Origin of the sequence: Burkholderia sp. E168m22, assembly GCF_001319805.1 — a bacterium.
Taxonomy (GTDB): Bacteria; Pseudomonadota; Gammaproteobacteria; order Burkholderiales; family Burkholderiaceae; genus Burkholderia; species Burkholderia orbicola.
On record NZ_BBSK01000032.1, the window covers coordinates 1 to 24,908 of the forward strand.

Sequence of the window (24,908 nt, forward strand, 5' to 3'; positions counted from 1 at the left end):
GCCATCACCTTGTTGCGGCGGAACGGGCGTGGCGTCTGGCCGGAGCCGTTACGCGGCCGACGCGGTTTGAATGCGGCCATCGTGCGCCCCGCCGCTTACTGTTCGAGCTCGGCGAGGATCGTCGACGACGCGTAGACCTTCTCGCCGATCGACACCTTCGCGCGGCTGCCGAGCGGCAGGTACACGTCGACGCGCGAACCGAAGCGGATGAACCCGTAACGCTGGCCGCGCGACAGCGGCTCGCCGGCGCGCACGTAGCAGAGGATCCGGCGGGCGATCAGGCCGGCGATCTGCACGGACGTGACGGTCTTGCCGCTCGCCGTCTGGATCACGACCGCATTGCGCTCGTTCTCGGTCGACGCCTTGTCGATCGCCGCGTTCAGGAACGCACCCGGGAAATACTCGACCTTGCTGATCGCGCCATCGACCGGCGAACGCTGCGAATGGACATTGAAGACATTCATGAACACGCTGATCTTCAGCGCTTCGCGGTTCGCGTACGGATCCTGCGCGGTCTCGACCGCGACGATGCGGCCGTCTGCCGGGCACAGCACCGCGTTCGGCTGCGCCGGGATCGGGCGCTGCGGATCGCGGAAGAACTGGACGACGAAGACGAGCAGCAGCCAGAACGGCCACGCGAAGCCGAAGCCCCCGACGGCATGGATCAACAGCGCGACGACGGCTGCAATCGCGATGAACGGCCAGCCTTCGCGCGCGATGATCGGATGAGGATAGTTCATGGATTCGTTCTGTGTTCGGTGAATTGCAAAGCACGTAGCATAACAAAAGCCGCCCGGGGCACTGCTGCCTTCGGACGGCTTTTTGATGCCGACCCTCCACTCGAAGGGCCGGAACAGCACGAGGTGCTTAGTTCTTCGTCTGGTCGACGAGCTTGTTCTTCGCGATCCACGGCATCATCGCACGCAGCTTCGCGCCGACCTGCTCGATCTGGTGCTCGGCCGTCAGGCGGCGGCGCGACTGCAGCGTCGGGGCGCCTGCCTTGTTCTCGAGAATGAAGCTCTTCGCGTACTCGCCCGTCTGGATGTCGGTCAGGCACTGCTTCATCGCCTTCTTCGTCTCTTCCGTGACGACGCGCGGGCCGGTCACGTACTCGCCGTACTCGGCGTTGTTCGAGATCGAGTAGTTCATGTTCGCGATGCCGCCTTCGTAGATCAGGTCGACGATCAGCTTCAGCTCGTGCAGGCACTCGAAGTACGCCATTTCCGGCGCGTAGCCGGCTTCGACCAGCGTCTCGAAACCCGCCTTGATCAGCTCGACGGTACCGCCGCACAGCACGGCCTGTTCGCCGAACAGGTCGGTTTCGGTTTCTTCACGGAAGTTCGTCTCGATGATGCCTGCACGGCCGCCGCCGTTTGCCGCCGCGTACGACAGCGCGATGTCGCGTGCCGCGCCCGACTTGTTCTGCGCCACCGCGATCAGGTGCGGCACGCCGCCACCTTGCGAGTACGTGCCGCGCACGGTGTGGCCCGGCGCCTTCGGCGCGATCATGATCACGTCGAGGTCGGCGCGCGGGATCACCTGGCCGTAGTGCACGTTGAAGCCGTGCGCGAATGCGAGCGCCGCGCCCTGCTTGATGTTCGCGTGGACTTCCTTCGCGTACACGTCGGCGATCTGCTCGTCCGGCAGCAGCATCATGACGACGTCCGCGCCCTTCACCGCTTCCGCGACTTCCTTGACCGACAGGCCGGCGTTTTCGGCCTTGCTCCACGACGCGCCGCCCTTGCGCAGGCCGACCGTCACGTTCACGCCGCTGTCCTTCAGGTTCAGCGCGTGTGCATGGCCTTGCGAGCCGTAGCCGATGATCGTGACTTGCTTGCCCTTGATGAGGGAGAGGTCAGCGTCTTTGTCGTAGAAAACGTTCATGATGGTTCCTTCGCTAATTCAAAAAATTCAATAATTCGTTCGGATGGAGTACTGCGGGCCGGGACATGACGGCGCACCCGGCGTGCCTCTTTGGCTATGTCGGCATCACACCTTCAGGATGCGCTCGCCGCGTCCGATGCCGGAGCTGCCGGTGCGCACGGTCTCGAGGATCGCGCCCGCGTCCAGCCCCTGGATGAATGCGTCGAGCTTGTCGCTCGCGCCCGTCAATTCGATCGTGTAGGTCTTCTCGGTCACGTCGATGATGCGGCCGCGGAAAATGTCCGACATCCGCTTCATTTCTTCGCGCTCCTTGCCCACTGCACGTACCTTGATCAGCATCAGCTCGCGTTCGATGTGTGCACCGTCGGTCAGGTCCACCACTTTCACCACCTCGATAAGGCGGTTCAGATGCTTCGTGATCTGTTCGATCACGTCGTCGGAGCCAATGGAAACGATGGTGAGCCGCGACAGCGATTGGTCTTCGGTCGGCGCCACCGTCAAGGTTTCGATGTTGTAGCCGCGTGCGGAAAACAGGCCGACCACGCGCGACAGCGCGCCCGGTTCGTTCTCCAGCAGGACGGAAATGATGTGTCTCATGTTCGCTTCTTCCAGAATGTGTCCGTGTCGATTCACTCGCGCCGCGCGCCGCCGCGTGCCGCACCGCCCTTCGTGAAGGCGGCCGCATCGGGCCAGACGCGCGTCGCGCCGTTACAGATCTTCCGATCCGAGCAGCATCTCGGTGATGCCCTTGCCGGCCTGTACCATCGGCCAGACGTTTTCGGTCGGATCGGTCTGGAAGTCGAGAAACACGGTGCGGTCCTTCAGGCGCAACGCTTCCTTCAGCGCCGGCTCCACATCCGAAGTCTTTTCGATCCGCATGCCGACATGGCCGTACGCTTCGGCGAGCTTCACGAAATCGGGCAGCGCATCCATGTACGAATGCGAATAGCGCTTGCTGTATTCGATCTGCTGCCACTGGCGGACCATGCCGAGGTAGCGGTTGTTCAGCGAAATGATCTTCACGGGCGTGTCGTACTGCAGGCAGGTCGACAGTTCCTGGATGCACATCTGGATCGAGCCTTCGCCCGTGATGCACAGCACGTCGTCGTCCGGATGGGCCATCTTCACGCCCATCGCCGCCGGCAGGCCGAAGCCCATCGTGCCGAGGCCGCCGGAGTTGATCCAGCGACGCGGCTTGTTGAAACGGTAGAACTGCGCGGCCCACATCTGGTGCTGGCCGACGTCCGAGCACACGAACGCATTGCCGTCCGTCAGCTCCCACGCCTTTTCGACCACGTACTGCGGCTTGATGATCTCGCTTTCGCGGTCGAACTTCAGGCAGTCCTTCGCGCGCCAGCCTTCGATGTCCTTCCACCATTGCGCGAGCGCCTCGGTGTCGGGGCCATGCTCGGCCGTCTGCAGTTGCTCGATCAGCTCCTTCAGCACTTCCTTCACGTCGCCGACGATCGGGATGTCGACCTTCACGCGCTTCGAAATCGACGACGGGTCGATGTCGATGTGAATGATCTTGCGCGGGCGTGACGCGAAGTGCGCCGGGTCGCCGATCACGCGGTCGTCGAAGCGGGCGCCGATCGCGATCAGCACGTCGCAGTGCTGCATCGCCATGTTCGCTTCGTAGGTGCCGTGCATGCCGAGCATGCCGAGGAATTTCTTGTCCGACGCGCGATAGCCGCCGAGGCCCATCAGCGTGTTCGTGACCGGGTAGCCGAGCAGGTCCGCGAACTGGTTCAGTTCACGCGACGCGTCGGCGAGGATGATGCCGCCACCCGTGTAGATGTACGGACGCTTCGCGGTCAGCAGCAGCGACACGGCCTTGCGGATCTGGCCCGAATGGCCTTTCGTGACGGGGTTGTACGAACGCAGCGACACGCTCTTGATCGGCTCGTACTGGCACGGCGTCTTCGAGATATCCTTCGGGATGTCGATCAGCACCGGGCCCGGACGGCCGGTGCGGGCGATATAGAACGCCTTCTTGACGGTTGCCGCGAGGTCGCGCACGTCCTTCACGAGGAAGTTGTGCTTCACGCACGGACGCGTGATGCCGACGGTGTCGCATTCCTGGAACGCATCCTGGCCGATCGCGGCAGTCGGCACCTGGCCGCTGATCACGACCATCGGGATCGAATCCATGTAAGCCGTTGCGATGCCGGTCACCGCGTTGGTGACACCGGGGCCCGACGTCACGAGGCAGACGCCGACATTGCCGGTGGAGCGCGCATACGCATCGGCTGCGTGCACGGCCGCCTGTTCATGGCGCACCAGCACGTGCTGAATCTTGTCCTGCTTGTACAGCTCGTCGTAGATGTAGAGAACCGAGCCGCCGGGGTAGCCCCAGATGAATTCGACGTTTTCGTCGGCCAGTGCCTTCATGAGCACGGTACCGCCGATGGAGTCGCTATCGGGAGGGGAAAGGGGTTCCGACGTGGAGAATTCCGCGCTGGGCATGTTCATTTTGACCTTTCGAATTTTCGGCAAAAAATTGATCGGGTGCTCTCTGCCGGGCTTGTGGCTCGGGTTCAAGCGGCGCGTCCAGTTTGAAGGGCGGGCTTCTTGGGCCAGCCTCAAATGAGACCATCACTTCATGTTGCGAATCGTTGACGATAGCGGGTCGCGCTGGGGCCGTCAAGCAAAATATCCCGCAGCGCATCATGCACGCCGCCGGGCGCCCCGCCGGCGCGGCTCGCGCGCAACGTGCGGCGCCCGACCCGGTGCCAAGCCGCGCGAAAATTTGATAGCATCCGCGGGTTTTACGAAATTTTTCGACCTTTTACACCACGCAGCGGGCCGCAGCGCATACCTTCACGGAATGGCATCAGACAAGGAACTCGCCGACTTTCTGGCGGGCGTCGAAAGGCGCGCGTTCAAGCAGGCTGCGTACGCCGTGCGTGACGACGATGCGTCGCTCGACATCGTGCAGGACGCGATGATCAAGCTCGCGGAAAAGTACGGCGACCGGCCGTCGGCCGAGCTGCCGCTGCTTTTTCAGCGGATCCTGCAGAACGCGATCCACGACTGGTTCCGCCGGCAGAAGGTCCGCAATACGTGGGTGACGCTCTTCTCGTCGCTGAACAACACCGACGACGACGACTTCGACCCGCTCGAAACACTCGAATCCGCGGACGACAACGCGGGCGTCGAGAGCAGCGAGCACCGCCTCGAACGAGAGCAGGTTCTGGCCCTGATCGACGAAGAAATCCAGAAACTTCCGGCGCGTCAACGGGAAGCGTTCCTGATGCGTTATTGGGAAGATATGGATGTCGCCGAGACTGCCGCCGCAATGGGGTGCTCCGAGGGCAGCGTCAAGACGCACTGCTCACGAGCCACTCATACCCTGGCGCAAGCGCTCAAGGCCAAAGGAATCACGCTATGAGCTCCGCAAACCGAGAACACGAATTCGCGCTGAAGGTGCGCCGCGCGCTGGACGAGCGCGCGGCCGCGCTGCCTGCCGCGACCACCGATCGGCTGGCCGTCGCCCGCCGGGCCGCGCTCGCGCGCAAGAAGCCCGAAGCCGCGACCGCGCCGGTGTTCGTGCCGGCCTTCGCCGGCGCGGCCGGCGCCTACGGCCCGACGCCCGCGAACCGCCCGCCGACGTCGTTCGGCCGCCGCCTGCTGCGCGCATGGCCGCTCGCGTTGCTGCTCGCGGGGCTCGTCGGCATCGCGTACTGGGAAGACATGCAGCGCACCGCCGAACTCGCCGACATCGACGCGGCGATGCTCAGCGACGACCTGCCGCTCAACGCGTATCTCGACCACGGGTTCAACGCGTATCTTTCGCGCGCTCACTAACAGACAATAACGAGGGGATCGTACGGGTGAGTCAGAAGCGCGGCCTGGCCGTATTTTTCGGATGCGTGATCGCGATCGCCGTTTCCTACGTCGCCACGTATCCCCGATTCCACCCGGCCCCCGCGACGACGCCCGTCGCGACCACCAGTTCCGCCGCACCGGCGTCGGCCGCGGCCGGGCTGACCACCGAACTTCCCCCGCTGCCGCTTCCCCTGCCGCTGCCGGCCGCCGCCGGCCCGCTGTCGTGGGCGCGCCTCACGCCGGCGCAGCATGCGGCCCTCGCCCCGTTCGCCGACCAGTGGGACGGCTTCAGCGATGCCCGCAAGCGTAAATGGCTGAAGATCGCATCGCGTTTCGCGAAGTTGTCGCCGGATGACCAGAAGCGCCTGCAGGAGCGGATGACCGAATGGGCGAAAATGACGCCCGAGCAGCGCCGCGTCGCACGCGAGAACTACCAGAGCGCGAAGGAGCTGTCCGCGCAGGCGCGCGAGCGCGCGTGGAAGGCCTACCAGCAACTCCCCGAGGAGCAGAAGGAACGGCTTGCCGCCGCCGAACGCCGCCGCAAGCCGAGCGTCGTCAGCGCGCCGCCGACCGTCGCCGACCGTGACGTCCGCCGCCTCGTCAATTCGCACGAACACCCGGCCAGCGGTGCGGCCGCCGCCCCGGCGCCCGCGTCGGCCGGCGTCGCCGCGCAGCCGGTGCCCGCGTCGTCGACGTCCGGCACCGCGTCCGCACCGGCCGCCGTGGCGCCGGTGTCGCCCGCCGACGCGCCTTCGCTGTTCAAGGGCTCCTGAACGGCCGTGGCGAACGTCCGCGCGCCCGACACCCCGGCCGCCGCGCCGTCCGTGCGGCGGCGCCTCGCCGCGCTGCTCTACGAAGGCGTGCTGCTGTTCGGCGTCGTGTTCTTCGCCGGGCTCGCGTTCAGCCTCGCGACGCAGCAACGCAACGGCCTCGTCCATCACAACCTGCTTGCCACGTGGATCGCGCTCGTCGTCGGCGCGTATTTCGTGTGGTTCTGGACGCACGGCGGCCAGACGCTGCCGATGAAAACCTGGCGGCTGCGGCTCGAATCGTCCAGCGGCCGACCGCTGAGCGCCAGCCACGCGCTCGTCCGCTACGTGCTCGGCTGGCTGTGGTTCCTGCCGCCGCTCGCGCTGCACCCGCTCCTCGGCCTGTCGGTACCCGTCACGCTCGCGCTCGCCGCCGCGTGGATCGTCGTATGGGCCGGCGCCGCCCGATTGCACGCCGGCCGTCAGTTCCCGCACGACCGGATCGCGCGCACCCGCGTCGTCGCGATACCGCGCTGACGCGCCGCATTCGCCAGACGAAAGCCGCTCGCTCGGTGCCCTTCCCTCCAGCCAGACGGCCTTGCCTGACAAGCGTCGGCGGTTCAGTACGGCAGATGACGCAACGCCCGCTCGTTCACTGCTAAACACCCTTCAACGGTCGTAATAAGAACGTCTCGTGACTGTCATGGCACAGTCACGCCCGCATGGCGGAATGCCGGTAATGTCAACCGGCGCGAGTCATGCATGGGCCAGAAAACGTCCGCGACCTCACTGTTTCGTCACCCCATCGGCGCCCGCGCCGCCACTGCGTTCCTGTCCGGCTCGGGGGCAACCGACGGCGTGGTGTCGCACAAGCCGCCCGTCGCGCACACCACGCAGCACGAGGACCCCGAGCCGTCCGCCCATCGCTACCGCACCATCTGGCTGTCCGACATCCACCTCGGCTCGAGCGGCTGCCAGGCGCCCTACCTGCTGGATTTCCTGCGTCACAACGACTCGGAATACCTGTACCTCGTCGGCGACATCATCGACGGCTGGCAGCTGAAAAAGGGCTGGTACTGGCCGCAGGCGCACAACGACGTCGTGCAGAAGATCCTGCGCAAGGCGCGCAAGGGCACGCAGGTCGTCTACATCCCCGGCAACCACGACGAAGGCGCGCGGCAGTTCTGCGATCTCGCGTTCGGCGACATCCAGGTGCGCGGCGAGGCATTCCACACGACGCTCGCAGGCAAACGTTTGTGGATCGTGCACGGCGACCTGTTCGACGGCGTGATCCAGCACGCGAAATGGCTCGCGTACCTCGGCGACACGCTCTACACGCTGATCCTCGTGCTGAACCGCTGGTTCAACCGGATCCGCAGCCGGCTCGGCTTCCAGTACTGGTCGCTGTCGCAGTACCTGAAGCACCAGGTCAAGAACGCGGTCAACTTCATCTCGCAGTTCGAGACCGTGATGACCGACGAGGCGCGCCGCCGCGGCTGCGACGGCGTCGTGTGCGGCCACATCCACAAGGCCGAGATCCGCGACATCGACGGCGTGCTGTACTGCAACGACGGCGACTGGGTCGAAAGCCTGTCCGCGCTCGTCGAAACGATGGAAGGCGAACTGAAGATCGTCTACTGGACGGTGATGCGCACCGCGCCGTCGGAGACCACGTCGCGCAAGGCCAAGGCCGCTGCCTGACACAACCCTACTTACAGGACATGCCGCGATGAAGATCATGATCGTCACCGACGCGTGGGAACCGCAGGTCAACGGCGTCGTGCGCACGCTGAAGAGCACGGCGCGCGAACTCACGGCGCTCGGCCACCGCGTCGAACTGCTGACGCCGCTGGAATTCCGCACGGTGCCCTGCCCGACCTACCCCGAGATCCGCCTGTCGATCCTGCCGTACCGCAAGCTGCGCGCGCGGATCGATGCGTTCGCACCCGATGCGCTGCACATCGCGACCGAAGGCCCGCTCGGCCTGGCCGCGCGGCGCTATGCGCGCGCCCGCAAGCTGCCGTACACCACCGCGTACCACACGCGCTTTCCGGAATACGTGCAGGCGCGCTTCGGTATTCCGCTCGCCGCCACCTACCGCTTCCTGCACTGGTTCCACGGCCCGTCGCTCGCGGTGATGGCGCCGACGCCGGTCGTCAAGCAGGACCTCGAGAAATTCGGCTTCACGAACGTCGTGCTGTGGACCCGCGGCGTCGATCTCGACATCTTCCGGCCGATGGAGTCGAAGGTGCTCAACACCGCGCGGCCGATCTTCCTGTACGTGGGCCGCGTCGCGATCGAGAAGAACGTCGAGGCGTTCCTGCGCCTCGACCTGCCCGGCTCGAAGTGGGTCGCGGGCGAAGGCCCCGCGCTCGCGGAGCTGAAGTCGCGCTACCCGGAGGCGAACTATCTCGGCGTGCTGTCACAGACCGAGCTCGCGAAGGTGTATGCTGCGGCCGACGTGTTCGTATTCCCGAGTCGCACCGACACGTTCGGCCTCGTGCTGCTCGAAGCCCTCGCCTGCGGCACGCCGGTGGCCGCGTATCCCGTCACGGGCCCGATCGACGTGCTCAGCGGCGGCGACGCGGGCGCGATGCACGAGGACCTGCAGGAAGCCTGCCTCGAGGCGCTGAAGATCGAACGCACGACTGCGCGCGCGTGGGCGGAACGCTTCTCGTGGCGCGCGGCATCCGAGCAGTTCGCGTCGCATCTGAAGCCGCTGCCGAAGACCGCGTACTCGCCAGCCGAAGGTGCCGCCGTTTGAAACGAGACCTGAACGACAAGATCCCGCCCCCCGCCGCGACGCCGTCACGGCACCGCCCGTTCGACGAGGAAGAACCGCACGCCGATGCGGACGTGCACCCGCACGAGCCGCTCGGCCCCGACGACCGGCTCGCGCCGTTGCCGCCGAACCCGTACAAGCGCCACCGCGGCATCACGCGTGCGTGGTTCGCGCTCAAGCATTCGCTGAACGGCTTTCGCGTCGCGATCCGCGAGGAAAGCGCGTTTCGCCAGGAGCTCACGCTCGCCGCGCTGATGCTGCCGATCGGCGCGTTCGCGCCGGTGCCGGCCGCATCGCGCGCGCTGCTGATCGGCTCGGTGCTGCTGGTGCTGATCGTCGAGCTGCTCAACTCGAGCGTCGAAGCCGCGATCGACCGCATCTCGCTCGAGCGCCACGAACTCTCGAAGCGCGCGAAGGACCTCGGCAGCGCGGCTGTGACGGTCGCGCTGTTCGCGTGCGTGACGACGTGGGGCTTCGTGCTCGGGCCGGTCGTCGCACGCTGGCTCGGCTTCTAGGCAACCGCCCGGCGTCCTTCCCGTCGCCCGCATGCGGCGCTGCACCATGCGCCGCGCGGGGCCGCGATCATGAAATGCCCCGATGTGGCGGAACCCCGGTTTATAATCGTCCGCTAGACATAGAACAGCAACCCGCGCCGGACGAATCACGCAGCATCGATTGCAGCGCCCGCCAGTCCGGCACACACAGGGCCGGACGACATGGAAGCGAAACCTCCCCGCCGCACCCGCGAACGGATTCTCGAGTTGTCGTTGAAACTCTTCAACGAGATCGGCGAGCCGAACGTCACCACCACGACGATCGCCGAGGAAATGGAAATCAGTCCAGGCAACCTGTACTACCATTTCCGCAACAAGGACGACATCATCAACAGCATCTTCGCGCAGTTCGAGCAGCAGATCGAACGGCGGCTGCGCTTCCCCGAAGATCACCGTCCGACGATCGACGAAACCTGGTCGTACCTGCAGTACATGGCCGATTTCATGTGGACCTACCGGTTCCTGTATCGCGACCTCAACGACCTGCTCGCGCGCAACCGCACGCTCGAGACGCACTTCAAGCAGATCATCAGCCACAAGGTGCGCTTCGCGCACGACATGTGCGAGCTGCTCGTCTCCGATGCCGAAATGGTCGCGACGCCCGCCGAGATCGAAGTCATCGCCACCAACATGGCGGTGATCTCGACCTACTGGCTGTCGTACCAGTACGTGATGCATCCGCGCAAATACAACGACCAGGACGCGATCCGCGAAGAGCTGCACCAGGTGAGCATGCACGTGATCTCGATCATGGCCCCGTACCTGCGCGGCCGTTCGCGCCAGCTGTTCGACGACCTCGTCTCCGGCAAGCTGCCCAAGCGCCAGTTCACCGACTACCTGCCGCCGCGCGACGGCTCCCCGCGCCCCGCCGACAGCCCCGTCGTCACCGGGCAGGCGTCCGCCAAGGATTCCAAGCAATGAAGGCAGTCTGCGTTTACTGCGGCTCGTCGTCCGGCGTGCGGCCCGTCTATGCCGACGCCGCGCGCGCGTTCGGCCGCGCGCTCGTCGATGCGGGCCTCACGCTCGTGTACGGCGGCGGCCGCGTCGGCCTGATGGGCGTGATCGCCGACGAAGTGATGGCGGCCGGCGGCCGTGCGGTCGGCGTGATCCCCGAGCTGCTCGTCGACAAGGAAGTCGGCCATACGGGGCTGTCGGAACTGCACGTCGTGCCCGACATGCACCATCGCAAGAAAATGATGGCCGACCTCTCCGACGCGTTCGTCGCGATGCCCGGCGGCGCCGGCACGCTCGAGGAGCTCTTCGAGGTCTACACGTGGGCGCAGCTCGGCTATCACCGCAAGCCCGTCGCGCTCTACAACATCGATTCGTTCTACGATCCGCTGATCGCGCTACTGCGCCATACGGTCGACGAAGGCTTCATGCGGCCCGCCTATTTCGACGCGCTGTGCGTCGAATCGGAACCCGTCGCGCTGATCGAGCGGCTGCGCCACTACCTGCCGCCCGCCCGCGACAAGTGGGCGCCAGACGCAGCGAAGTGATCCTCACCGGAAACCGCACGCGATGACCGCACCGTCCGACCGCAAGGCAGTCCTCATCACCGGCGCGAGCCGCGGCATCGGCCGCGCGACCGCCGTGCTCGCGGCCGAACGCGGCTGGGACGTCGGCATCAACTACGCGCGCGACGCGGCAGCGGCCGAACTGACCGCGCAGGCCGTGCGCGACGCGGGCGGCCGCGCGTGCATCGTCGCGGGCGATGTCGCGAACGAGGCCGACGTCGTCGCGATGTTCGATACGGTTGCGACCGAGTTCGGGCGCCTCGACGCGCTCGTGAACAATGCAGGCATCGTCGCGCCGTCGATGCCGCTCGCCGACATGCCGGTCGACCGGCTGCGGCGGATGTTCGATACCAACGTGCTCGGCGCCTATCTGTGCGCGCGGGAAGCGGCGCGCCGGCTGTCGACCGACCGTGGCGGCCGCGGCGGCGCGATCGTCAACGTGTCGTCGATCGCGTCGCGGCTCGGCTCGCCGAACGAGTACGTCGACTACGCGGGCTCGAAAGGCGCGGTCGATTCGCTGACGATCGGCCTGGCAAAGGAACTCGGCCCGCACGGCGTGCGCGTCAACGCGGTGCGCCCCGGCCTGATCGAGACCGAAATTCATGCAAGCGGCGGCCAGCCGGGCCGCGCCGCCCGCCTCGGCGCACAAACGCCGCTCGGCCGCGCGGGCGAGGCACAGGAGATCGCCGAGGCGATCGTCTGGCTGCTCGGCGATGCGGCGTCCTACACGACGGGCGCCCTGCTCGACGTCGGCGGCGGCCGCTAAGCTGACACGCGGCGCAACAATACGGCTGACGAAAACGCCCCGTGGTCACGGTGCCACAAATCTCCACAATTCCGTGACAGTTTCAGTAAACATCCGTAACAATTCCGTGCTCTACTAGCGGTCATTCAGACAGGTGTCTTAAACATCCTGTCCGTTAGCCGGATGTAATCCCTTATCGGTCCCGCCCATGTCGCCGGACCGGCTCGACTCGACCCGAGATCTTTTCCATGCCTGGAACCGCAGCGCCCAGCCGACGACGCACGTCCGTGCCCGCCCCGGCCGCGCACACCCGCTCGACCGCCGATACCGACGTCCTCGCGACGCTCGACGTCGCCGGTACGCCCGTCGCCGCCTCGACCGCCACGATCAGCGCCCCGCGCGACCGCTCGCTGCTGCTCGGCTGGCGCGCCTGGCTGTTCATCGCCGCACTGGTGTGCGCGTACACGCTGCCCGGTGTGCTCGGCCACGATCCGTGGAAACAGGACGAAACCTACACGTTCGGCATCATCCAGCACATGCTCGAGACCGGCGACTTCGTCGTGCCGACCAATGCCGGCCTGCCGTTCATGGAAAAGCCGCCGCTTTACGCATGGGTCGCGACCAGCCTCGCGTGGCTGCTGCAGCGCGTGATGCCGCTGCACGACGCGGCGCGCCTGGCGAGTGCCCTGTTCGCCGCGCTCGCGTTCGGCTTCATCGCCCGCGCGGCCCGCGTGGCCAGTCGCGCGGACACCTGGTTCGACCTGCGCGTGCTCGGCCCGGTGGTACTCAGCGCCGGCACGCTCGTCGTCATCAAGCACGTGCACGACATGATGACGGACGTCGCGTTGTTTGCCGGGACGGCAATCGGGTTCTGCGGGCTGCTCGAACTCGTGATGCAGCATGTCGCGCGGGCGCAGCAGATGCGGCACGGGCTGCCGGTGCATCCGGCGAGCCGCTGGGCCGCGCCGGTCTTCGGCGCGGGCGTCGGCATCGCGCTGATGGCGAAAGGGCTGTTCGTGCCGCTCGTGTTCGCGGCCACGCTCGTGTGCACGCTGGCGCTCTACCCGGCCTGCCGCACCCGCTCGTTCGCCCGCGCGCTGGGCGTCGCCGCACTCGTGTTCGCGCCGTTCGCGCTGATCTGGCCGACCGCGCTGTTCCTGCGCTCCGAAACGCTGTTCATGACGTGGTTCTGGGACAACAACGTCGGTCGCTTCTTCGGTTTCTCCGTGCCCGAACTGGGCGCGGAAAACGACAAGCCGTTCTTCATCCTGCGCGCGTTCCTTACCGTCGGCTTCCCGGTCGCGCCGCTCGCGATCGTCGCGCTCGCCCGCGGCGCATGGCGCGACTGGCGTGCGCCGCGCATCGCGCTACCCGTGCTGTTCGCCGGCATCGGGCTCGTGGTGCTGCAGGTGTCCGCGACGTCGCGCCAGCTCTACATCCTGCCGTTCTTCGCGCCGCTCGCGCTGGTCGCCGCGCAGGCGATCGAGCGCCTGCCGCGCCGGCTGCATCTCGCGTGGGATTACCTCAGCCGCATCCTGTTCGGCACGGTCGTCGTGCTCGCATGGGCGATCTGGGCGGTGATGGCCGATCCGGCCGCGTCGCGCGCGGATCTCGCGCTGCTCGGCCGCTGGCTGCCGCTCGACTGGACGATGCCGATCCAGCCCGCGCTCGTGACCGGCGCGCTCGCGCTGACGGTCGGCTGGCTGACGCTGCTGCCGAAGCTGCGCACGACGGGGCTGTGGCGCGGCGCGCTGTCGTGGGGCGCCGGCGCGCTCGTTGCGTGGGGACTCATCTATACGCTGCTGCTGCCGTGGCTCGACGTCGCGAAGAGCTACCGCTCGGTGTTCGACGACCTGAACGCGCATCTCGCGCTCGAATGGAACGACGGCGACTGCATGGCGAGCCTGCACGGGCTCGGCGAATCGGAAGCGCCGATGCTGTACTACTTCTCCGGCATCGAGCACACGCCGATCGACGACGCGAAGACGACGCGCTGCACGTGGATGATCGTGCAGGGCGTGCGGGCCGTCGATCCGGCGCCGGGCAGCGAATGGAAGCTGTTCTGGACGGGCGCCCGCCCGGGCGACAACGAGGAATTGCTGCGCGTCTACGTGCGCACGCCCGAACAGCACCTGCAGTGATACAGGACGGCGCGATGCGCCGTCCTGCCCGCCTTCACTTTCCTCTTCGGCATAGGTCGCGGCAATCCGCCCGACCGGTGCGCAGCCCGTGCTGCCGTACCCGTGCCTGCACGAACCCGCAAGCGTCCGGGCGTTAGCCGCCCCGTTCCCTCATCACGCCAACGTACGGATCGTCAGAACGACGAGCCGGGCTCTCGCAGAAACGCCGTTTCCTCGTCGGTCGACGCGCGACCGAGAATCGCGTTCCGGTGCGGAAAGCGGCCGAAGCGCTCGACGATCGCCGCATGCAGCAACGCGTAGCGGTGATAGCTCTCGCATCCGGCCTCGTCGCGGATGCCCGCGCACAGGCGCACGGCCTCGCGCTGGCTCTCGACCGACTCGTCGTGCTCGAACGGCAGATACGCGAACGCACGGTGATGGCCGCTCGGCAACCGGGCGTCCCAGCCGGCCGCGACGACGCGGCGGGCGAGCGCGAGCGCTTTCGGATCGGCGGCGAACGCGCGCGGCGTGCCGCGATGGATGTTGCGCGAGAACTGGTCGAGCACGACGATCAACGCCAGCGCGCCCGACGGCGAATCGGCCCAGTGATCGCAGGCGCCGTCGCACGCGGCGTCGAGCAGCGCGCCGTAACGCGTGCGCAGCACGTCGTCGAACGCGGCGCCGCCGTTGAACCAGACCTTGCGGTTCTGCCCGAATTCGGCCGAGTCCGGCTCGCCGAACCAGAAATCGAGAATCTCCCGTGCCTGCGGATCGAGCGCCGCCGCGCCTGCTTTCCCGGTATCGACCGTCATGCAAACTCCAGTACGAGGCGCCGTGTGCGCGCACTCTTCTTTTCCAGTTTCGCGACCCGCAACCCGCCGATTTCGGACGTGTTGCGCACATGCGTGCCGCCGCACGGCTGCAGGTCGACGTTTTCGATGCGCAGCAGCCGCACGCGGCCGAGGCCCATCGGCGGCTTCACGCTCATCGTGCGCACGAGTTCGGGACGCTCGGCCATCTCGTCGTCGGTGATCCATTCGGTCGTGACCGGATGCGCGCCGACGACGAAGCCCGCGAGGCGCCGCTCGACGTCGTCGCGGTCGATCGCGTCGGAAGTCGCGAAATCGAGCCGCACGTAGTCGGCCGTCACGCTGCAGCCGTCGACCGCGTACGGCAGCACCGCGCACATCAGGTGCGCGGCCGTGTGCAGACGCATGTGCCGGTAGCGGCGCAGCCAATCGATCTCAGCAACCACGCGCGTGCCGGGGGCGAGCGTCGCGACGCTCGCCTCCTGGCCCGGCGCGGGCACGTGGACGGCGTCGTCGGGCGTCGCGCCGTCGAACTTCGCCTTGCGCGTGTCGGCGATCGCGATCGTGCTGCCGTCGGGCAGCGTCAGCGTGCCGGTGTCGCCGGCCTGGCCGCCGCCGAGCGGATAGAACACGGTGCGGTCGAGCCGGATGCCGCCGTCGCCGACGGCCTGGACGATCGCCTCGCATTGCGTGAGGTACGCGTCTTCGCGAAACAGCGCTTGGGTCGTCATCGGGCAAGCCTCGTATCGATGGAGAAACGGCCAGTGTCGCGCCGGGCCGCTCATGCGCCCAGCGCAGATCGTCCCGCGCGCGGACAGCGGCGTACCGGTCGATCAACCGGGCCGGTTGCGCATCCAGTCGGCCGTGTCGTAGAACGAATGCATGAGCCGCTCGCGCAGCGGCTCCGGCAACCCGACGTCCTCCATCGCCCACGCCATGCAGCGCAGCCACTGGTCACGCTCGACCGACGCGATCGGGAACGGCAGGTGTCGCGCGCGCAGCCGGGGATGGCCGAACCGGCTGATGTAGTGGTCGGGGCCGCCGAGCCAGCCGCACAGGAACCAGAACAGCTTGTCGCGCGAACCGTCGAGCGACGGCGGATGCAGCGCGCGAATCTGCGCGAACTCGGGTTCGAGGTCCATCAGGTCGTAGAAACGGTCCACCATTTCGCGCACGCGGGCTTCGCCGCCCACGAGCTCGAACGCCGTCGGCTGCGCCGGCGCATCGTCATTCACATCGGTCATTACGGATAGTCGGAAAACGGGATCTTCGGGGCCGCGGGCGACGCTCAGGCGTCGCGCAGCGACTGCAGCGCGGGGCGCCGCAACACATTATGCAGGCTCAACCAGCCGGCCGCACCGGCGCAGACGACACCGGCCGCGATGCCCGCCGGCACGAGCCACGGATCGACGGCGAGCTGGAAGTCGAACACGCGCGACGCGAGCACCCAGCCGACCGCGATCGCGCCCGCCGATGCCAGCACGCCGGCCAGCGCGCCGACCACGACGAATTCCGCGCGCTGCACTGCGTTGACCTGCGCGCGCGACGCGCCGAGCGCACGCAGCAGCGCGGCCTCGCGCACGCGCTCGTCGCGCGAGCCGGCGAGCGCCGTGTACAGCACGAGCACGCCGGCCGCGAGCGTGAACGCGAACAGGAACTGCACCGCACCGACCACCTGCAGCATCATCCGCTGCAACTGCGCGAGGATCGGCGCGACGTCGATCGCGGTCAGGTTCGGGTAGCGCGCGATCAGCGGATCGAGCAGCGCGGCGTTCGAGGCCGGCAGATGGAAACTGGTCAGGTAGACGGCGGGGAAATCCTTCAGCACCGGCGGCGGCATCAACACGAAGAAGTTGACGCGGAACGAGCCCCAGTCGAGCTTGCGCACGCTGGTGATCGGCGCATCGACCGTCAGCCCCGTCACGTCGAAGCGCAGCGTATCGCCCGGTTTCACGTTCAGCGTCTTCGCGAGGCCGGCTTCGATCGAGATCTGCGGCGTGGCCGCGTTGCCGAACCAGTCGCCTTCGACGATCCGGTTGTCGGACGGCAGTTCGGTCGTATACGACAGGTTGAACTCGCGATCGACGAGCCGGCGCGCCTCTTCGGAAGGATATGCGTCCGGATTCACCGGCTTGCCGTTGATCGCGACCAGGCGGCCGCGCACCATCGGCGCGGGCACCGCGTCGCGCACGCCGTGCGCGGCCAGATAGGCGGCCACATCGGCGCGCTGGTCGGGCTGGATGTCGATCAGGAACTGGTTCGGCGCATCGGGCGGCGTCGACTGCCGCCAGCCCGCCACGAGGTCGTTGCGTGTGATCGCGATCAGCAGCAGGCACATCAGGCCGAGCGCGAGCGCGGTGATCTGCAGCGCGCTGGCCGTGCCGCGCCGGTGCAGCGACGCCAGCGCGTAACGCCAGCCGACGCCCGCGGCCACGCGCGCATTGCGCACCGCGCGCGCGGCGGCGAACAGCACGAGCCGGGCGATCAGCGCGAACCCGACCAGCGCGCCGGCGAAGCCGCCCGCGACGATCAGGCCGAGCTTCAGGTTGCCGGCGGCCACGATCAGCAGCCCCGCGAACAGCACGACGCCGATCGCATACGCGGCCCACGCGGTGCGCGACGCGTCGCCCCAATCGCGCCGCAGCACGCGTACCGGCGGCACGCGCGTGAGCGGGACGAGCGGCGGCAGCGCGAAACCGAGCAGCAGCACGAGCGCGGCGCCCATGCCGATCAGCGCCGGCCACAACGTCGGCGGCGGCAGCACGACGTCGATCAGGCTGCCGAGCGCGGCCAGCAGCGCCCAGTGGCCGCCGTAGCCCAGCACCGCGCCCGCGGCGCCCGACACGACGCCGACGCCGACGAATTCGAGCGCGAACAGCGCGCCGAGCGTGCGGCGGCTCACGCCGAGGCAGCGCATCGTTGCGCAGCCGTCGAGATGACGCCGCATGTAGCGCTGCGCGGCCATCGCGATCGCGACCGCCGCGAGCAGCGCGGTCAGCAACGCGACGAGCGTCAGGAAATGACGCGCGCGATCCAGCGTCTGCCGCACCTGCGGCTGCCCTTCCTGCAACGACTCGAGCCCGACACCGCGCAGCTTCCCGCCGTCGACGCGCTGGTGCGCATACGTTTCGAAGCGCGCAATGGCCGGTGCGTCGCCGGCGACCAGCAGCCGGTACGTGACGCGGCTGCCGTAGCCCGTGAGCCCCGTCGCGGCGAGCTCGTCCGCGCGCATCATCAGCCGCGGCGAAAAATTGACGAACGAAAAGCCGCGATCGAGTTCGCGGGTGATCGCCGCGGCGACCGTGAACGTGCGCAGCCCGACGCGCACCGTATCGCCCGCCTTCAGGTGCAGCGCGTCGAGCAGCGCCGGGTCGGCCCATACGGTGCCGGGCGCGGGAATCGCGGCCGCCTTCTGCGCGACGGTCGCACCAACCGGCAGAATCTCGACCGCGCCGCGCAACGGATAGCCGGGCGACACGGCCTTCACGGCGGCGAGGCGCGACGGCGCGGCGTCGGCCGCCTGCCCGCCCGCGGCGGCCGCGATCATGCTCGGGAAGATGGCGGTCGTGGCGGTACGCAGGCCCAGCGCGCGGGCCTGCCGGTCGAACGACGGATCGACGGGGCGATCGGCACGCACGACGAAATCGGCGCCGAGCATCTGGCGCGCGTCGCGCTCGAGCCCCTGGCGCAGGCGGTCGGCGAGAAAGCCGACGCTCGTCAGCGCCGCGACCGCGAGCACCAGCGCGAGGACCAGCAGCGTCAGTTCGCCCGCGCGCCAGTCGCGCGCGGTCATCCGGGCGGCCTGGTGGATCAGGTCGCGCAGGCCGAAGCGGCCGGCATGCGCGCGCCCGTCATGGCCGGGTTGGCCGGCCGGCGGCTGCGCCGCGTGTTGCGGCCCCTTCAATCGCGTTTCCCTCCGATCGAGTTGAGCCGCGACACCATGTGGTTCGCCATTCCGCGAAAACCACCCGACACGCCGCGCCACAGCCGCGGCAGCGCCCACGCCGACGCCGCGATGAACGCAGCGAGCAGCACGAGGAACGCGAGCGGAACGAAGAACGCGAGGACGAGCCCGCCGACCACGAGACCGTCCTCGGTCGACGACGCGACCCAGTTCGAAATCGGTTCGGGAGACAGGTTGATCAGCGCGCGCGTGCCGGCCTTCGCCACGTGCGCGGCGCCGGCGAGCGAGCCGCCGGCGAGCCCCGCGACCGCCAGCATGGTCGGGTCGGCATGGCCGAGCGCGCCGGCCGCGAGCACGGCGCCGGCCGGAATGCGGATGAAGGTATGCACGGCATCCCACAGCGAGTCGAACGCGGGGATCTTGTCGGCAAGGAATTCGGTTACGGTGAGCACGGCCGCGGCGCCGATGACCCACGGCGACATCAGCACGGCCAGCGTGTCGGGCAGATGGAGCCAGCCGAACCGCGCCAGCACGCCGGCGATCAGGACCGTCAGGTACAGGCGCAGGCCGCTCGCCCACGCGAGCCCCGCGCCGAGCGAAATGGCTTCGATCATGGCCCTCTCCTTGCACTTTCCGTGCGTTTTGCCGATTGACCGGATCGGGTCGGACAGACTGGCCGCGCGGCGCGTGGCGACCGGCACCGCGTGCCGCGCGAAGCACGACGGGATTCAGGCCCGAATGCGTTCCATTATAGACAGGCTGGGCGGGCGGCCGGCGCAATTCCGCAGTGCGGGATGGCGCCCGGGCGCATGCGCGCCCGGCATCCCGTCGTCAGGCGGCCGACGACAGCTTCAGGCCGACCAGCCCCGCGACGATCAGCGCCGCGCTCGCGACGCGCGCGACGGTCAGCGCCTCGCCCATCATCACGATACCGAACACGAACGCGCCGACCGCGCCGATGCCCGTCCACACCGCGTATGCGGTGCCGAGCGGCAACTGGCGCATCGCGACCGCGAGCAGCCCGAAGCTGGCCAGCGCCGTCACGATCGTAAACACCGACGGACCGAGCTTCGTGAAGCCGTCCGACGATTTCAAGCCGGCCGCCCAGGCCACTTCCAGCAAACCGGCGATCAACAACCATACCCACGCCATCTCGACGTACTCCAGATCGGATGGGGCCGTCCCCGTTGAAGCGAATGGCCCGGGGTCGTCCCCGGGCGGCGCCGAGTATAACAAGAGGCTTACGGACCTGCCGGCTGCCGGCCACGTCGGTGGCCGATGCGGGGCGCGATCGGCCGGCCGCGCTCAGTTCGCCACGCGCTTCGGCGCACCGCCGCCGACGCAGCGATCGTCGCGGTACAGCGCCCACTCCTCGCACACGCGGCCATCCTCGAACACGCACATCCCGACCTGCCCGCTCGACAGGTTGCGGATCACGTGGCGACCGCCGAGCTTCTCGCAGTTGACTGACGCGGGATTGGCCAGCGCCACCTGCGCGGGCGGCTGCTGCCCGGGCGGCAACGGCTGGGCGAACGCGCCGGGCGCGACCAGCGCCAGCGCACGGATGACGACCAGACGGACGGACATTGCACGCTCCTCGTTTTCGTTCGCGGAACGGTCAGGATAGCGGGGATTGCGCAACGGGTGTGCAAGGCCGGCGCCGGTCGAGAGACTGTCGCGCCGGCGCAACCGTGCCGATGCGCGGCGTCACGGCCGCATGCGCCGCCGCGCACCGCCCGTCACACGGCGCCGACGAGCCGGTAGCCGACGCCCGTCTCGGTGACGATGTGCTCGGGCTGCGCGGGATCGGCCTCGAGCTTCTGGCGCAGGTGCGCCATGTAGATGCGCAGATAGTGATGGCTCTCGACGTGCGACGGCCCCCACACGTCGCGCAGCAGCTGGCGGTGCGTGAGCACGCGCCCCGCGTGACGCACGAGCGTCGCGAGCAGCCGGTATTCGAGCGGCGTCAGGTGGACGATCGCGTCGTCGCGCCACACCTGGCGCAGCGCGAGATCGACGGTCACGGTGCCGAAGCTCACCTTCGGCGACTCGTTCGCGCCGCCCTGGTTGCGCCGGCGCAGTTGCGCGCGCATCCGCGCACGCAGTTCGGACACGCCGAACGGCTTGGTCAGGTAGTCGTCGGCGCCCGCGTCGAGCGCCGCGACCTTCTCCTCTTCCTGCGTGCGGGCGGACAGCACGATCACCGGCACCTCGGACCAGCCGCGCAGCTCGCGGATCACGTCGAGGCCGTCGGTATCGGGCAGGCCGAGGTCGACGATCACGAGATCGGGCTTGCGCGTCGCCGCGTCGATCAGCCCCTGCTTGCCCGTCTCGGCCTCGAACACCGCGATGTCCTCCTCTTCGAGCGCGGCGCGCACGAAGCGGCGGATCTGCTTTTCGTCCTCGATCAGGACGACGGTCAGGCTGGGTTCACTCATGGTCTGGCAATGACTCGGATGGGGGCGATGCGCCCGGCAGGTCGGATTCGTCGTCGGGCACGGCCGGCGCGGCCGGCGGCGTGTCGACCGGCAGCGTGAACCAGAAGCGCGCGCCCGTCACGTGGCCGTCGGGCGCGGTGCGGTTGAGCGCGCCGATTTTACCGCCGTGCGCCTCGACGATCGCGCGGCAGATCGCGAGGCCGAGCCCGATGCCAGGCGTCGCCGATTCCTTCTCGCCACGCGTGAACTTGTCGAAGATCCGCGTTTCCATCCCGGCCGGCAGGCCCGGGCCATGATCGTCGACGTGCACGCGCACGAATGGTTGCCCGTCCTCGGTCACGCGCTCGGCACCGATGTCGAGCGACGTATCGGGCGGCGTGTACTTCGCCGCGTTCTCGAACAGGTTGGTGAACAGGCGCTCCATCAGCACCGCGTCCATCTGCAGCAGCGGCAGGTCGGCCGGCAGCGCGACGCGCGCGGGATGGCGCGCGAGCACGCGCCGGCAGGCGGCGAGCGCAGCGCCGACCGTTTCCTCGAGCAGCGACCACTGGCGCTTGAGCTGCAGGCTGCCGGCCTGCAGCCGCGCCATGTCGAGCAGGTTCGTGACGATGCCCGTCATCCGCAGCGCCTCGTCGTGAATCGCGTCGACGAGTTCGCCCTCGCGCTGCGCGAGCCGCGCGGCCGCCGCGGCGTCGCCCGCCTGCGCGGCCGCGCGCCCGTTCGCGAGCATCGACGAAAAGCCGACGATCGTCGTGAGCGGCGTGCGCAAGTCGTGCGAGATCGCCGACAGCAGCGAGTTGCGCAGCCGCTCGGACTCCATGTTGACGAGCGCGTCGCGCGCGATCTCGACGTAGTGCACACGCTCCAGCGCGAGCGCGATCTGCGCGGCGAATGCGTCGAGCATCCGCTGCTGCTCGGGCACCTCGAGTTCGCGCGGCTCGCGCGACGCGACCGCCAGCACGCCGCGCGTGCGCATCGGCGCCTTCAGCGGCAGGTACAGCGCGGCCGTCGCCGGCAAGGTATCGGTGCCGCGCCCGGCCGGCTTCTGCTGGTCGTACACCCACTGGCCGACGTCGCTGTCGAGCTCGGCACCGGTCAGCGTGACGGCCGCGTCGGGCTCCTCGATCTTCTGCCGCACCTGGTCCGCGCTGTCGGGCAGCAGGAACGCGACACGCGCGCGGAACACCTCGCCCACGTGGCGGCTGCCGATCTCGACGATCTGCTCGGTCGTCAGCGCCGCGCCGAGCTCGCGCGCCATCGCGTAGATCGCACCGGTGCGGCGCTCGCGGCGCTGCGCGACGCTCGCCTGGCGCGTCAGCGTCGACGTCAGGTGGCTGATCACGAGCGACGTCAGCAGCATCCCGAAGAAGGTCAGCAGGTATTGCGTGTCGCTGACCGAGAACGACATGCGCGGCGGCACGAAGAAGAAATCGAACGCGGCCACCGACAGGAACGACTGCAGCACGCCCGGGCCGCGCCCGAGCCGCACGGCCGAGAACACCACGCCGAGCAGGTACAGCATCACGAGGTTCGTGAGGTCGAGCCGCCCGGACACGACGCTCGCGACGACGGTGATCGCCGCGCAGATCGCGGCCGCATACGCGTAATGGCGCGGCGGCGAGCGGTGCGTGCCGAACTGCGCGAACGCATCGCGCCAGTCGCGCGCCCGTGCGTCGAGCGGTACGGCGCGCGTCTCGTCGCTCGCGGACGCGCGAATCAGCATCAGGTCGACGTCGCCCGCGCGCTCCGCCAGCTGCTCGCCGAACGGCCGCGCGAAGCGGCGCACGAGCCCGACCTTCGGCGAGCCGCCCGCGACGAGCTTCGACACGTTGCGCACCTTCGCATAGCCGATCAGCGCGGCGACCGCATCCGCACCGGCGAGCGTGGCCGTCTCCGCGCCGAGTTCGGCCGCGAGCTTCAGCGCGTCGAGCGTGCGCTGCCGCCGCGCGTCGGGCAACCGTTGCAGGCGCGGCGTCTCGACGTACACGGCGATCCAGTCGGCCTTCAGGCTCGCCGCGAGCCGCGCCGCCGCGCGCACGAGCGTCGGCGCTTCGGGGCCGGGCCCGACGCACACCAGCAGCCGCTCGCGCGCCTGCCAGATGCGCTGGATCGAACGGTCGGCGCGGTACTCGCGCATCTGCGCGTCGACGCGATCGGCCGTGCGCCGCAGCGCGAGTTCGCGCAGCGCGATCAGGTTGCCCTTGCGGAAGAAGTTGCGCACCGCGCGCTCGGCCTGCTGCACGAGATAGACCTTGCCGTCGCGCATCCGCTCGAGCAGTTCCTCGGCCGGCAGGTCGACGAGCGTGACTTCGTCGGCCGCGTCGAACACGCGATCGGGCACGGTCTCCCACACGCGGATGCCGGTGATCGCGCCGACCACGTCGTTCAGGCTTTCGAGGTGCTGGACGTTGACGGTCGTATACACGTCGATGCCCGCGTCGAGCAGCTCGTAGACGTCCTGCCAGCGCTTCAGGTGCCGTGCGCCCTGCACGTTCGAATGCGCGAGCTCGTCGACGAGGATCAGTTGCGGCGCTCGCGCGAGCGCGCCGTCGAGATCGAATTCGGCGAGCGGGCGGCCGCGATAGTCGATGCGGGCGGGCGGCAACACGTCGAGGCCGTCGAGCAGCGCGGCGGTTTCGGCACGGCCGTGGGTCTCGACGATGCCGACGACGACGTCGACGCCTTCCTGCACGCGCTGGCGCGCGGCCTGCAGCATCGCGTAGGTCTTGCCGACGCCGGCGGACGCGCCGAAGAAGATCTTGAGCTGGCCGCGCCGCTGCTTTTCTTCATCGCGCTGCAGCTTGTCGAGGAGTTGGTCGGGATCGGGGCGGTTCATGCGTCAGGAGGGCGACACGCCGGATGGCGCGCGAGATACAGCCATTGTGGTTCCAAATCGCCGCAAAAGGCAAAGACGGCGCGAGCGCCGTCGAAACGAAGTCGGGCCCGGCGGCGCAGCCAGCCGCGCCGGGGAGCCCGCATGCACGCTCGCTCAGTGCGCGGCCTGCGCCGCGTCGAGCGCGAGATTCAGCTTCAGCACGTTCACGCGCGGCTCGCCGAGCACGCCGAACTGGCGGCCCGCCGTGTTCGCGGCGACGAGTTGCGCGACCGCGTCCGGCGCCAGGTTGCGCGCCTTCGCAACGCGCTCGACCTGATATGCAGCCGCGGCCGGCGTGATCTCCGGATCGAGGCCGCTCGCCGACGCCGTCACGAGGTCGACCGGCACCGGCTTCGACAGGTCGGTGCCCGCGTCTCGCAGCGCGGCGATGCGCGCCTTCACCTGGTCGGCGAGCGACGGGTTCAACGGGCCGAGGTTCGAGCCACCGGAGCCTGCCGCGTTGTACGGCATCGGCGCGGTGGCCGACAGCCTGCCCCAGAAGTACTTCGGCGCGTCGAACGGCTGGCCGATCAGCGCGGAGCCGACGACCTTGCCGTTCTGCTCGATCAGGCTGCCGTTGGCCTGCGACGGGAACACGGCCTGACCGAACACGGTCATCACGGCCGGATAAGCGAGGCCGGTCACGGCGGTCAGCACGACAAAAAGCACGACGAGCGGGCGAATCAACGTTTTCATGATGGTT

At 68.5% G+C, this 24,908-nt stretch carries 25 protein-coding genes; 11 read left to right on the plus strand and 14 right to left on the minus strand.

Translation table 11 applies throughout. The features are described 5' to 3' along the window. Window positions 1-95: 95 nt before the first annotated feature. The 4 genes from AP428_RS08935 to AP428_RS08950 form a co-directional block, all read right to left on the minus strand. On the minus strand, window positions 96-740 hold the full coding sequence (locus AP428_RS08935) for a phosphatidylserine decarboxylase (RefSeq protein ID WP_006478253.1): 645 nt from the start codon (window positions 738-740) through the stop codon (window positions 96-98). Window positions 741-867: 127 nt separating this feature from the next. After that, entirely contained in the window at window positions 868-1,884 is a 1,017-nt protein-coding gene (gene ilvC, locus AP428_RS08940; RefSeq protein ID WP_006478252.1) for a ketol-acid reductoisomerase, read from the minus strand. A 105-nt stretch (window positions 1,885-1,989) separates the two neighbouring features. Then, entirely contained in the window at window positions 1,990-2,481 is a 492-nt protein-coding gene (gene ilvN / locus AP428_RS08945; protein ID WP_006398781.1) for an acetolactate synthase small subunit, read from the minus strand. 111 nt (window positions 2,482-2,592) lie between these two features. Beyond that, entirely contained in the window at window positions 2,593-4,356 is a 1,764-nt protein-coding gene (locus AP428_RS08950) for an acetolactate synthase 3 catalytic subunit (RefSeq protein WP_006478251.1), read from the minus strand. A 355-nt stretch (window positions 4,357-4,711) separates the two neighbouring features. Between AP428_RS08950 and AP428_RS08955 the strand changes: the two genes are divergently transcribed. From AP428_RS08955 to AP428_RS09005, 11 genes are all read left to right on the plus strand, one after another. Then, entirely contained in the window at window positions 4,712-5,275 is a 564-nt protein-coding gene (locus AP428_RS08955; protein WP_006478250.1) for an RNA polymerase sigma factor, read from the plus strand. Then, window positions 5,272-5,691: a DUF3619 family protein gene (locus AP428_RS08960; RefSeq protein WP_011545823.1), complete on the plus strand. Its 420-nt coding sequence runs from the start codon at window positions 5,272-5,274 to the stop codon at window positions 5,689-5,691. The genes AP428_RS08955 and AP428_RS08960 overlap by 4 nt, the downstream gene beginning before the upstream one ends. A 26-nt stretch (window positions 5,692-5,717) precedes the next feature. Further along, window positions 5,718-6,485 carry a DUF3106 domain-containing protein gene (locus AP428_RS08965; RefSeq protein ID WP_011545824.1) on the plus strand — a complete coding sequence of 256 codons (768 nt, stop codon included), beginning with the start codon at window positions 5,718-5,720 and terminating at the stop codon, window positions 6,483-6,485. Window positions 6,486-6,491: 6 nt separating this feature from the next. Beyond that, window positions 6,492-6,998, plus strand: a complete 507-nt coding sequence (locus AP428_RS08970; protein ID WP_054928013.1) for an RDD family protein — start codon at window positions 6,492-6,494, stop codon at window positions 6,996-6,998. A 225-nt stretch (window positions 6,999-7,223) separates the two neighbouring features. Continuing rightward, a complete protein-coding gene (locus tag AP428_RS08975) occupies window positions 7,224-8,162 on the plus strand; it encodes a UDP-2,3-diacylglucosamine diphosphatase (protein WP_006478246.1) in 939 nt (312 codons plus the stop codon). 28 nt (window positions 8,163-8,190) lie between these two features. Then, window positions 8,191-9,225, plus strand: coding sequence for a glycosyltransferase family 1 protein (locus AP428_RS08980; protein ID WP_043888581.1), 1,035 nt, complete (start codon window positions 8,191-8,193; stop codon window positions 9,223-9,225). Further along, a complete protein-coding gene (locus AP428_RS08985) occupies window positions 9,222-9,758 on the plus strand; it encodes a diacylglycerol kinase (RefSeq protein WP_011694335.1) in 537 nt (178 codons plus the stop codon). The genes AP428_RS08980 and AP428_RS08985 overlap by 4 nt, the downstream gene beginning before the upstream one ends. Before the next feature lie 201 nt (window positions 9,759-9,959). After that, window positions 9,960-10,718, plus strand: a complete 759-nt coding sequence (locus AP428_RS08990) for a TetR/AcrR family transcriptional regulator (protein WP_006478243.1) — start codon at window positions 9,960-9,962, stop codon at window positions 10,716-10,718. Then, entirely contained in the window at window positions 10,715-11,296 is a 582-nt protein-coding gene (locus AP428_RS08995; protein ID WP_054928014.1) for a TIGR00730 family Rossman fold protein, read from the plus strand. Before AP428_RS08990 ends, AP428_RS08995 begins: the two co-directional genes overlap by 4 nt. Window positions 11,297-11,318: 22 nt before the next feature. After that, complete coding sequence (locus AP428_RS09000) at window positions 11,319-12,080, plus strand: SDR family oxidoreductase (RefSeq protein ID WP_054928015.1); 762 nt, start codon at window positions 11,319-11,321, stop codon at window positions 12,078-12,080. A 227-nt stretch (window positions 12,081-12,307) separates the two neighbouring features. Next, entirely contained in the window at window positions 12,308-14,200 is a 1,893-nt protein-coding gene (locus AP428_RS09005) for a glycosyltransferase family 39 protein (protein WP_054928016.1), read from the plus strand. A 173-nt stretch (window positions 14,201-14,373) separates the two neighbouring features. Here the strand turns inward: AP428_RS09005 and AP428_RS09010 are convergent, their stop codons facing one another. From AP428_RS09010 to kdpC, 10 genes are all read right to left on the minus strand, one after another. Beyond that, window positions 14,374-14,991 (minus strand): DUF924 family protein, encoded by a 618-nt coding sequence (locus AP428_RS09010; RefSeq protein WP_054928017.1) that lies wholly within the window; start codon window positions 14,989-14,991, stop codon window positions 14,374-14,376. Beyond that, window positions 14,988-15,719 carry an alanyl-tRNA editing protein gene (locus tag AP428_RS09015; RefSeq protein ID WP_054928018.1) on the minus strand — a complete coding sequence of 244 codons (732 nt, stop codon included), beginning with the start codon at window positions 15,717-15,719 and terminating at the stop codon, window positions 14,988-14,990. Before AP428_RS09015 ends, AP428_RS09010 begins: the two co-directional genes overlap by 4 nt. Before the next feature lie 102 nt (window positions 15,720-15,821). Further along, window positions 15,822-16,232: a group II truncated hemoglobin gene (locus AP428_RS09020; RefSeq protein ID WP_006478237.1), complete on the minus strand. Its 411-nt coding sequence runs from the start codon at window positions 16,230-16,232 to the stop codon at window positions 15,822-15,824. Window positions 16,233-16,276: 44 nt separating this feature from the next. Continuing rightward, window positions 16,277-18,892, minus strand: coding sequence for an ABC transporter permease (locus tag AP428_RS09025; protein WP_054928019.1), 2,616 nt, complete (start codon window positions 18,890-18,892; stop codon window positions 16,277-16,279). After that, a complete protein-coding gene (locus AP428_RS09030) occupies window positions 18,889-19,506 on the minus strand; it encodes a DUF4126 domain-containing protein (RefSeq protein WP_006483514.1) in 618 nt (205 codons plus the stop codon). The genes AP428_RS09025 and AP428_RS09030 overlap by 4 nt, the downstream gene beginning before the upstream one ends. A gap of 217 nt (window positions 19,507-19,723) precedes the next feature. Next, complete coding sequence (gene sugE, locus AP428_RS09035) at window positions 19,724-20,044, minus strand: quaternary ammonium compound efflux SMR transporter SugE (RefSeq protein ID WP_006497024.1); 321 nt, start codon at window positions 20,042-20,044, stop codon at window positions 19,724-19,726. 153 nt (window positions 20,045-20,197) lie between these two features. Then, entirely contained in the window at window positions 20,198-20,479 is a 282-nt protein-coding gene (locus AP428_RS09040) for a DUF333 domain-containing protein (RefSeq protein WP_054928020.1), read from the minus strand. Window positions 20,480-20,631: 152 nt separating this feature from the next. Next, window positions 20,632-21,330, minus strand: a complete 699-nt coding sequence (gene kdpE / locus AP428_RS09045; RefSeq protein ID WP_011545833.1) for a two-component system response regulator KdpE — start codon at window positions 21,328-21,330, stop codon at window positions 20,632-20,634. After that, complete coding sequence (locus AP428_RS09050) at window positions 21,323-24,166, minus strand: sensor histidine kinase KdpD (protein WP_054928021.1); 2,844 nt, start codon at window positions 24,164-24,166, stop codon at window positions 21,323-21,325. Before AP428_RS09050 ends, kdpE begins: the two co-directional genes overlap by 8 nt. 153 nt (window positions 24,167-24,319) lie before the next feature. After that, the gene (kdpC, locus tag AP428_RS09055; RefSeq protein WP_054928022.1) at window positions 24,320-24,901 is read right to left on the minus strand and encodes a potassium-transporting ATPase subunit KdpC; all 582 of its coding nucleotides are present in this window, start codon (window positions 24,899-24,901) and stop codon (window positions 24,320-24,322) included. Window positions 24,902-24,908: the final 7 nt, after the last annotated feature.

Excerpts from the sequence above, each read along its gene's own strand:
- AP428_RS08935 (WP_006478253.1), bottom strand. The coding sequence starts at position 740 with ATGAACTATCCTCATCCGATCATCGCGCGCGAAGGCTGGCCGTTCATC.
- ilvC (WP_006478252.1), bottom strand. The coding sequence starts at position 1,884 with ATGAACGTTTTCTACGACAAAGACGCTGACCTCTCCCTCATCAAGGGC.
- ilvN (WP_006398781.1), bottom strand. The coding sequence starts at position 2,481 with ATGAGACACATCATTTCCGTCCTGCTGGAGAACGAACCGGGCGCGCTG.
- AP428_RS08950 (WP_006478251.1), bottom strand. The coding sequence starts at position 4,356 with ATGAACATGCCCAGCGCGGAATTCTCCACGTCGGAACCCCTTTCCCCT.
- AP428_RS08955 (WP_006478250.1), top strand. The coding sequence starts at position 4,712 with ATGGCATCAGACAAGGAACTCGCCGACTTTCTGGCGGGCGTCGAAAGG.
- AP428_RS08960 (WP_011545823.1), top strand. The coding sequence starts at position 5,272 with ATGAGCTCCGCAAACCGAGAACACGAATTCGCGCTGAAGGTGCGCCGC.
- AP428_RS08975 (WP_006478246.1), top strand. The coding sequence starts at position 7,224 with ATGGGCCAGAAAACGTCCGCGACCTCACTGTTTCGTCACCCCATCGGC.
- AP428_RS08980 (WP_043888581.1), top strand. The coding sequence starts at position 8,191 with ATGAAGATCATGATCGTCACCGACGCGTGGGAACCGCAGGTCAACGGC.
- AP428_RS08990 (WP_006478243.1), top strand. The coding sequence starts at position 9,960 with ATGGAAGCGAAACCTCCCCGCCGCACCCGCGAACGGATTCTCGAGTTG.
- AP428_RS08995 (WP_054928014.1), top strand. The coding sequence starts at position 10,715 with ATGAAGGCAGTCTGCGTTTACTGCGGCTCGTCGTCCGGCGTGCGGCCC.
- AP428_RS09000 (WP_054928015.1), top strand. The coding sequence starts at position 11,319 with ATGACCGCACCGTCCGACCGCAAGGCAGTCCTCATCACCGGCGCGAGC.
- AP428_RS09005 (WP_054928016.1), top strand. The coding sequence starts at position 12,308 with ATGCCTGGAACCGCAGCGCCCAGCCGACGACGCACGTCCGTGCCCGCC.
- AP428_RS09010 (WP_054928017.1), bottom strand. The coding sequence starts at position 14,991 with ATGACGGTCGATACCGGGAAAGCAGGCGCGGCGGCGCTCGATCCGCAG.
- AP428_RS09015 (WP_054928018.1), bottom strand. The coding sequence starts at position 15,719 with ATGACGACCCAAGCGCTGTTTCGCGAAGACGCGTACCTCACGCAATGC.
- AP428_RS09020 (WP_006478237.1), bottom strand. The coding sequence starts at position 16,232 with ATGACCGATGTGAATGACGATGCGCCGGCGCAGCCGACGGCGTTCGAG.
- AP428_RS09030 (WP_006483514.1), bottom strand. The coding sequence starts at position 19,506 with ATGATCGAAGCCATTTCGCTCGGCGCGGGGCTCGCGTGGGCGAGCGGC.
- sugE (WP_006497024.1), bottom strand. The coding sequence starts at position 20,044 with ATGGCGTGGGTATGGTTGTTGATCGCCGGTTTGCTGGAAGTGGCCTGG.
- AP428_RS09040 (WP_054928020.1), bottom strand. The coding sequence starts at position 20,479 with ATGTCCGTCCGTCTGGTCGTCATCCGTGCGCTGGCGCTGGTCGCGCCC.
- kdpE (WP_011545833.1), bottom strand. The coding sequence starts at position 21,330 with ATGAGTGAACCCAGCCTGACCGTCGTCCTGATCGAGGACGAAAAGCAG.
- AP428_RS09050 (WP_054928021.1), bottom strand. The coding sequence starts at position 24,166 with ATGAACCGCCCCGATCCCGACCAACTCCTCGACAAGCTGCAGCGCGAT.
- kdpC (WP_054928022.1), bottom strand. The coding sequence starts at position 24,901 with ATGAAAACGTTGATTCGCCCGCTCGTCGTGCTTTTTGTCGTGCTGACC.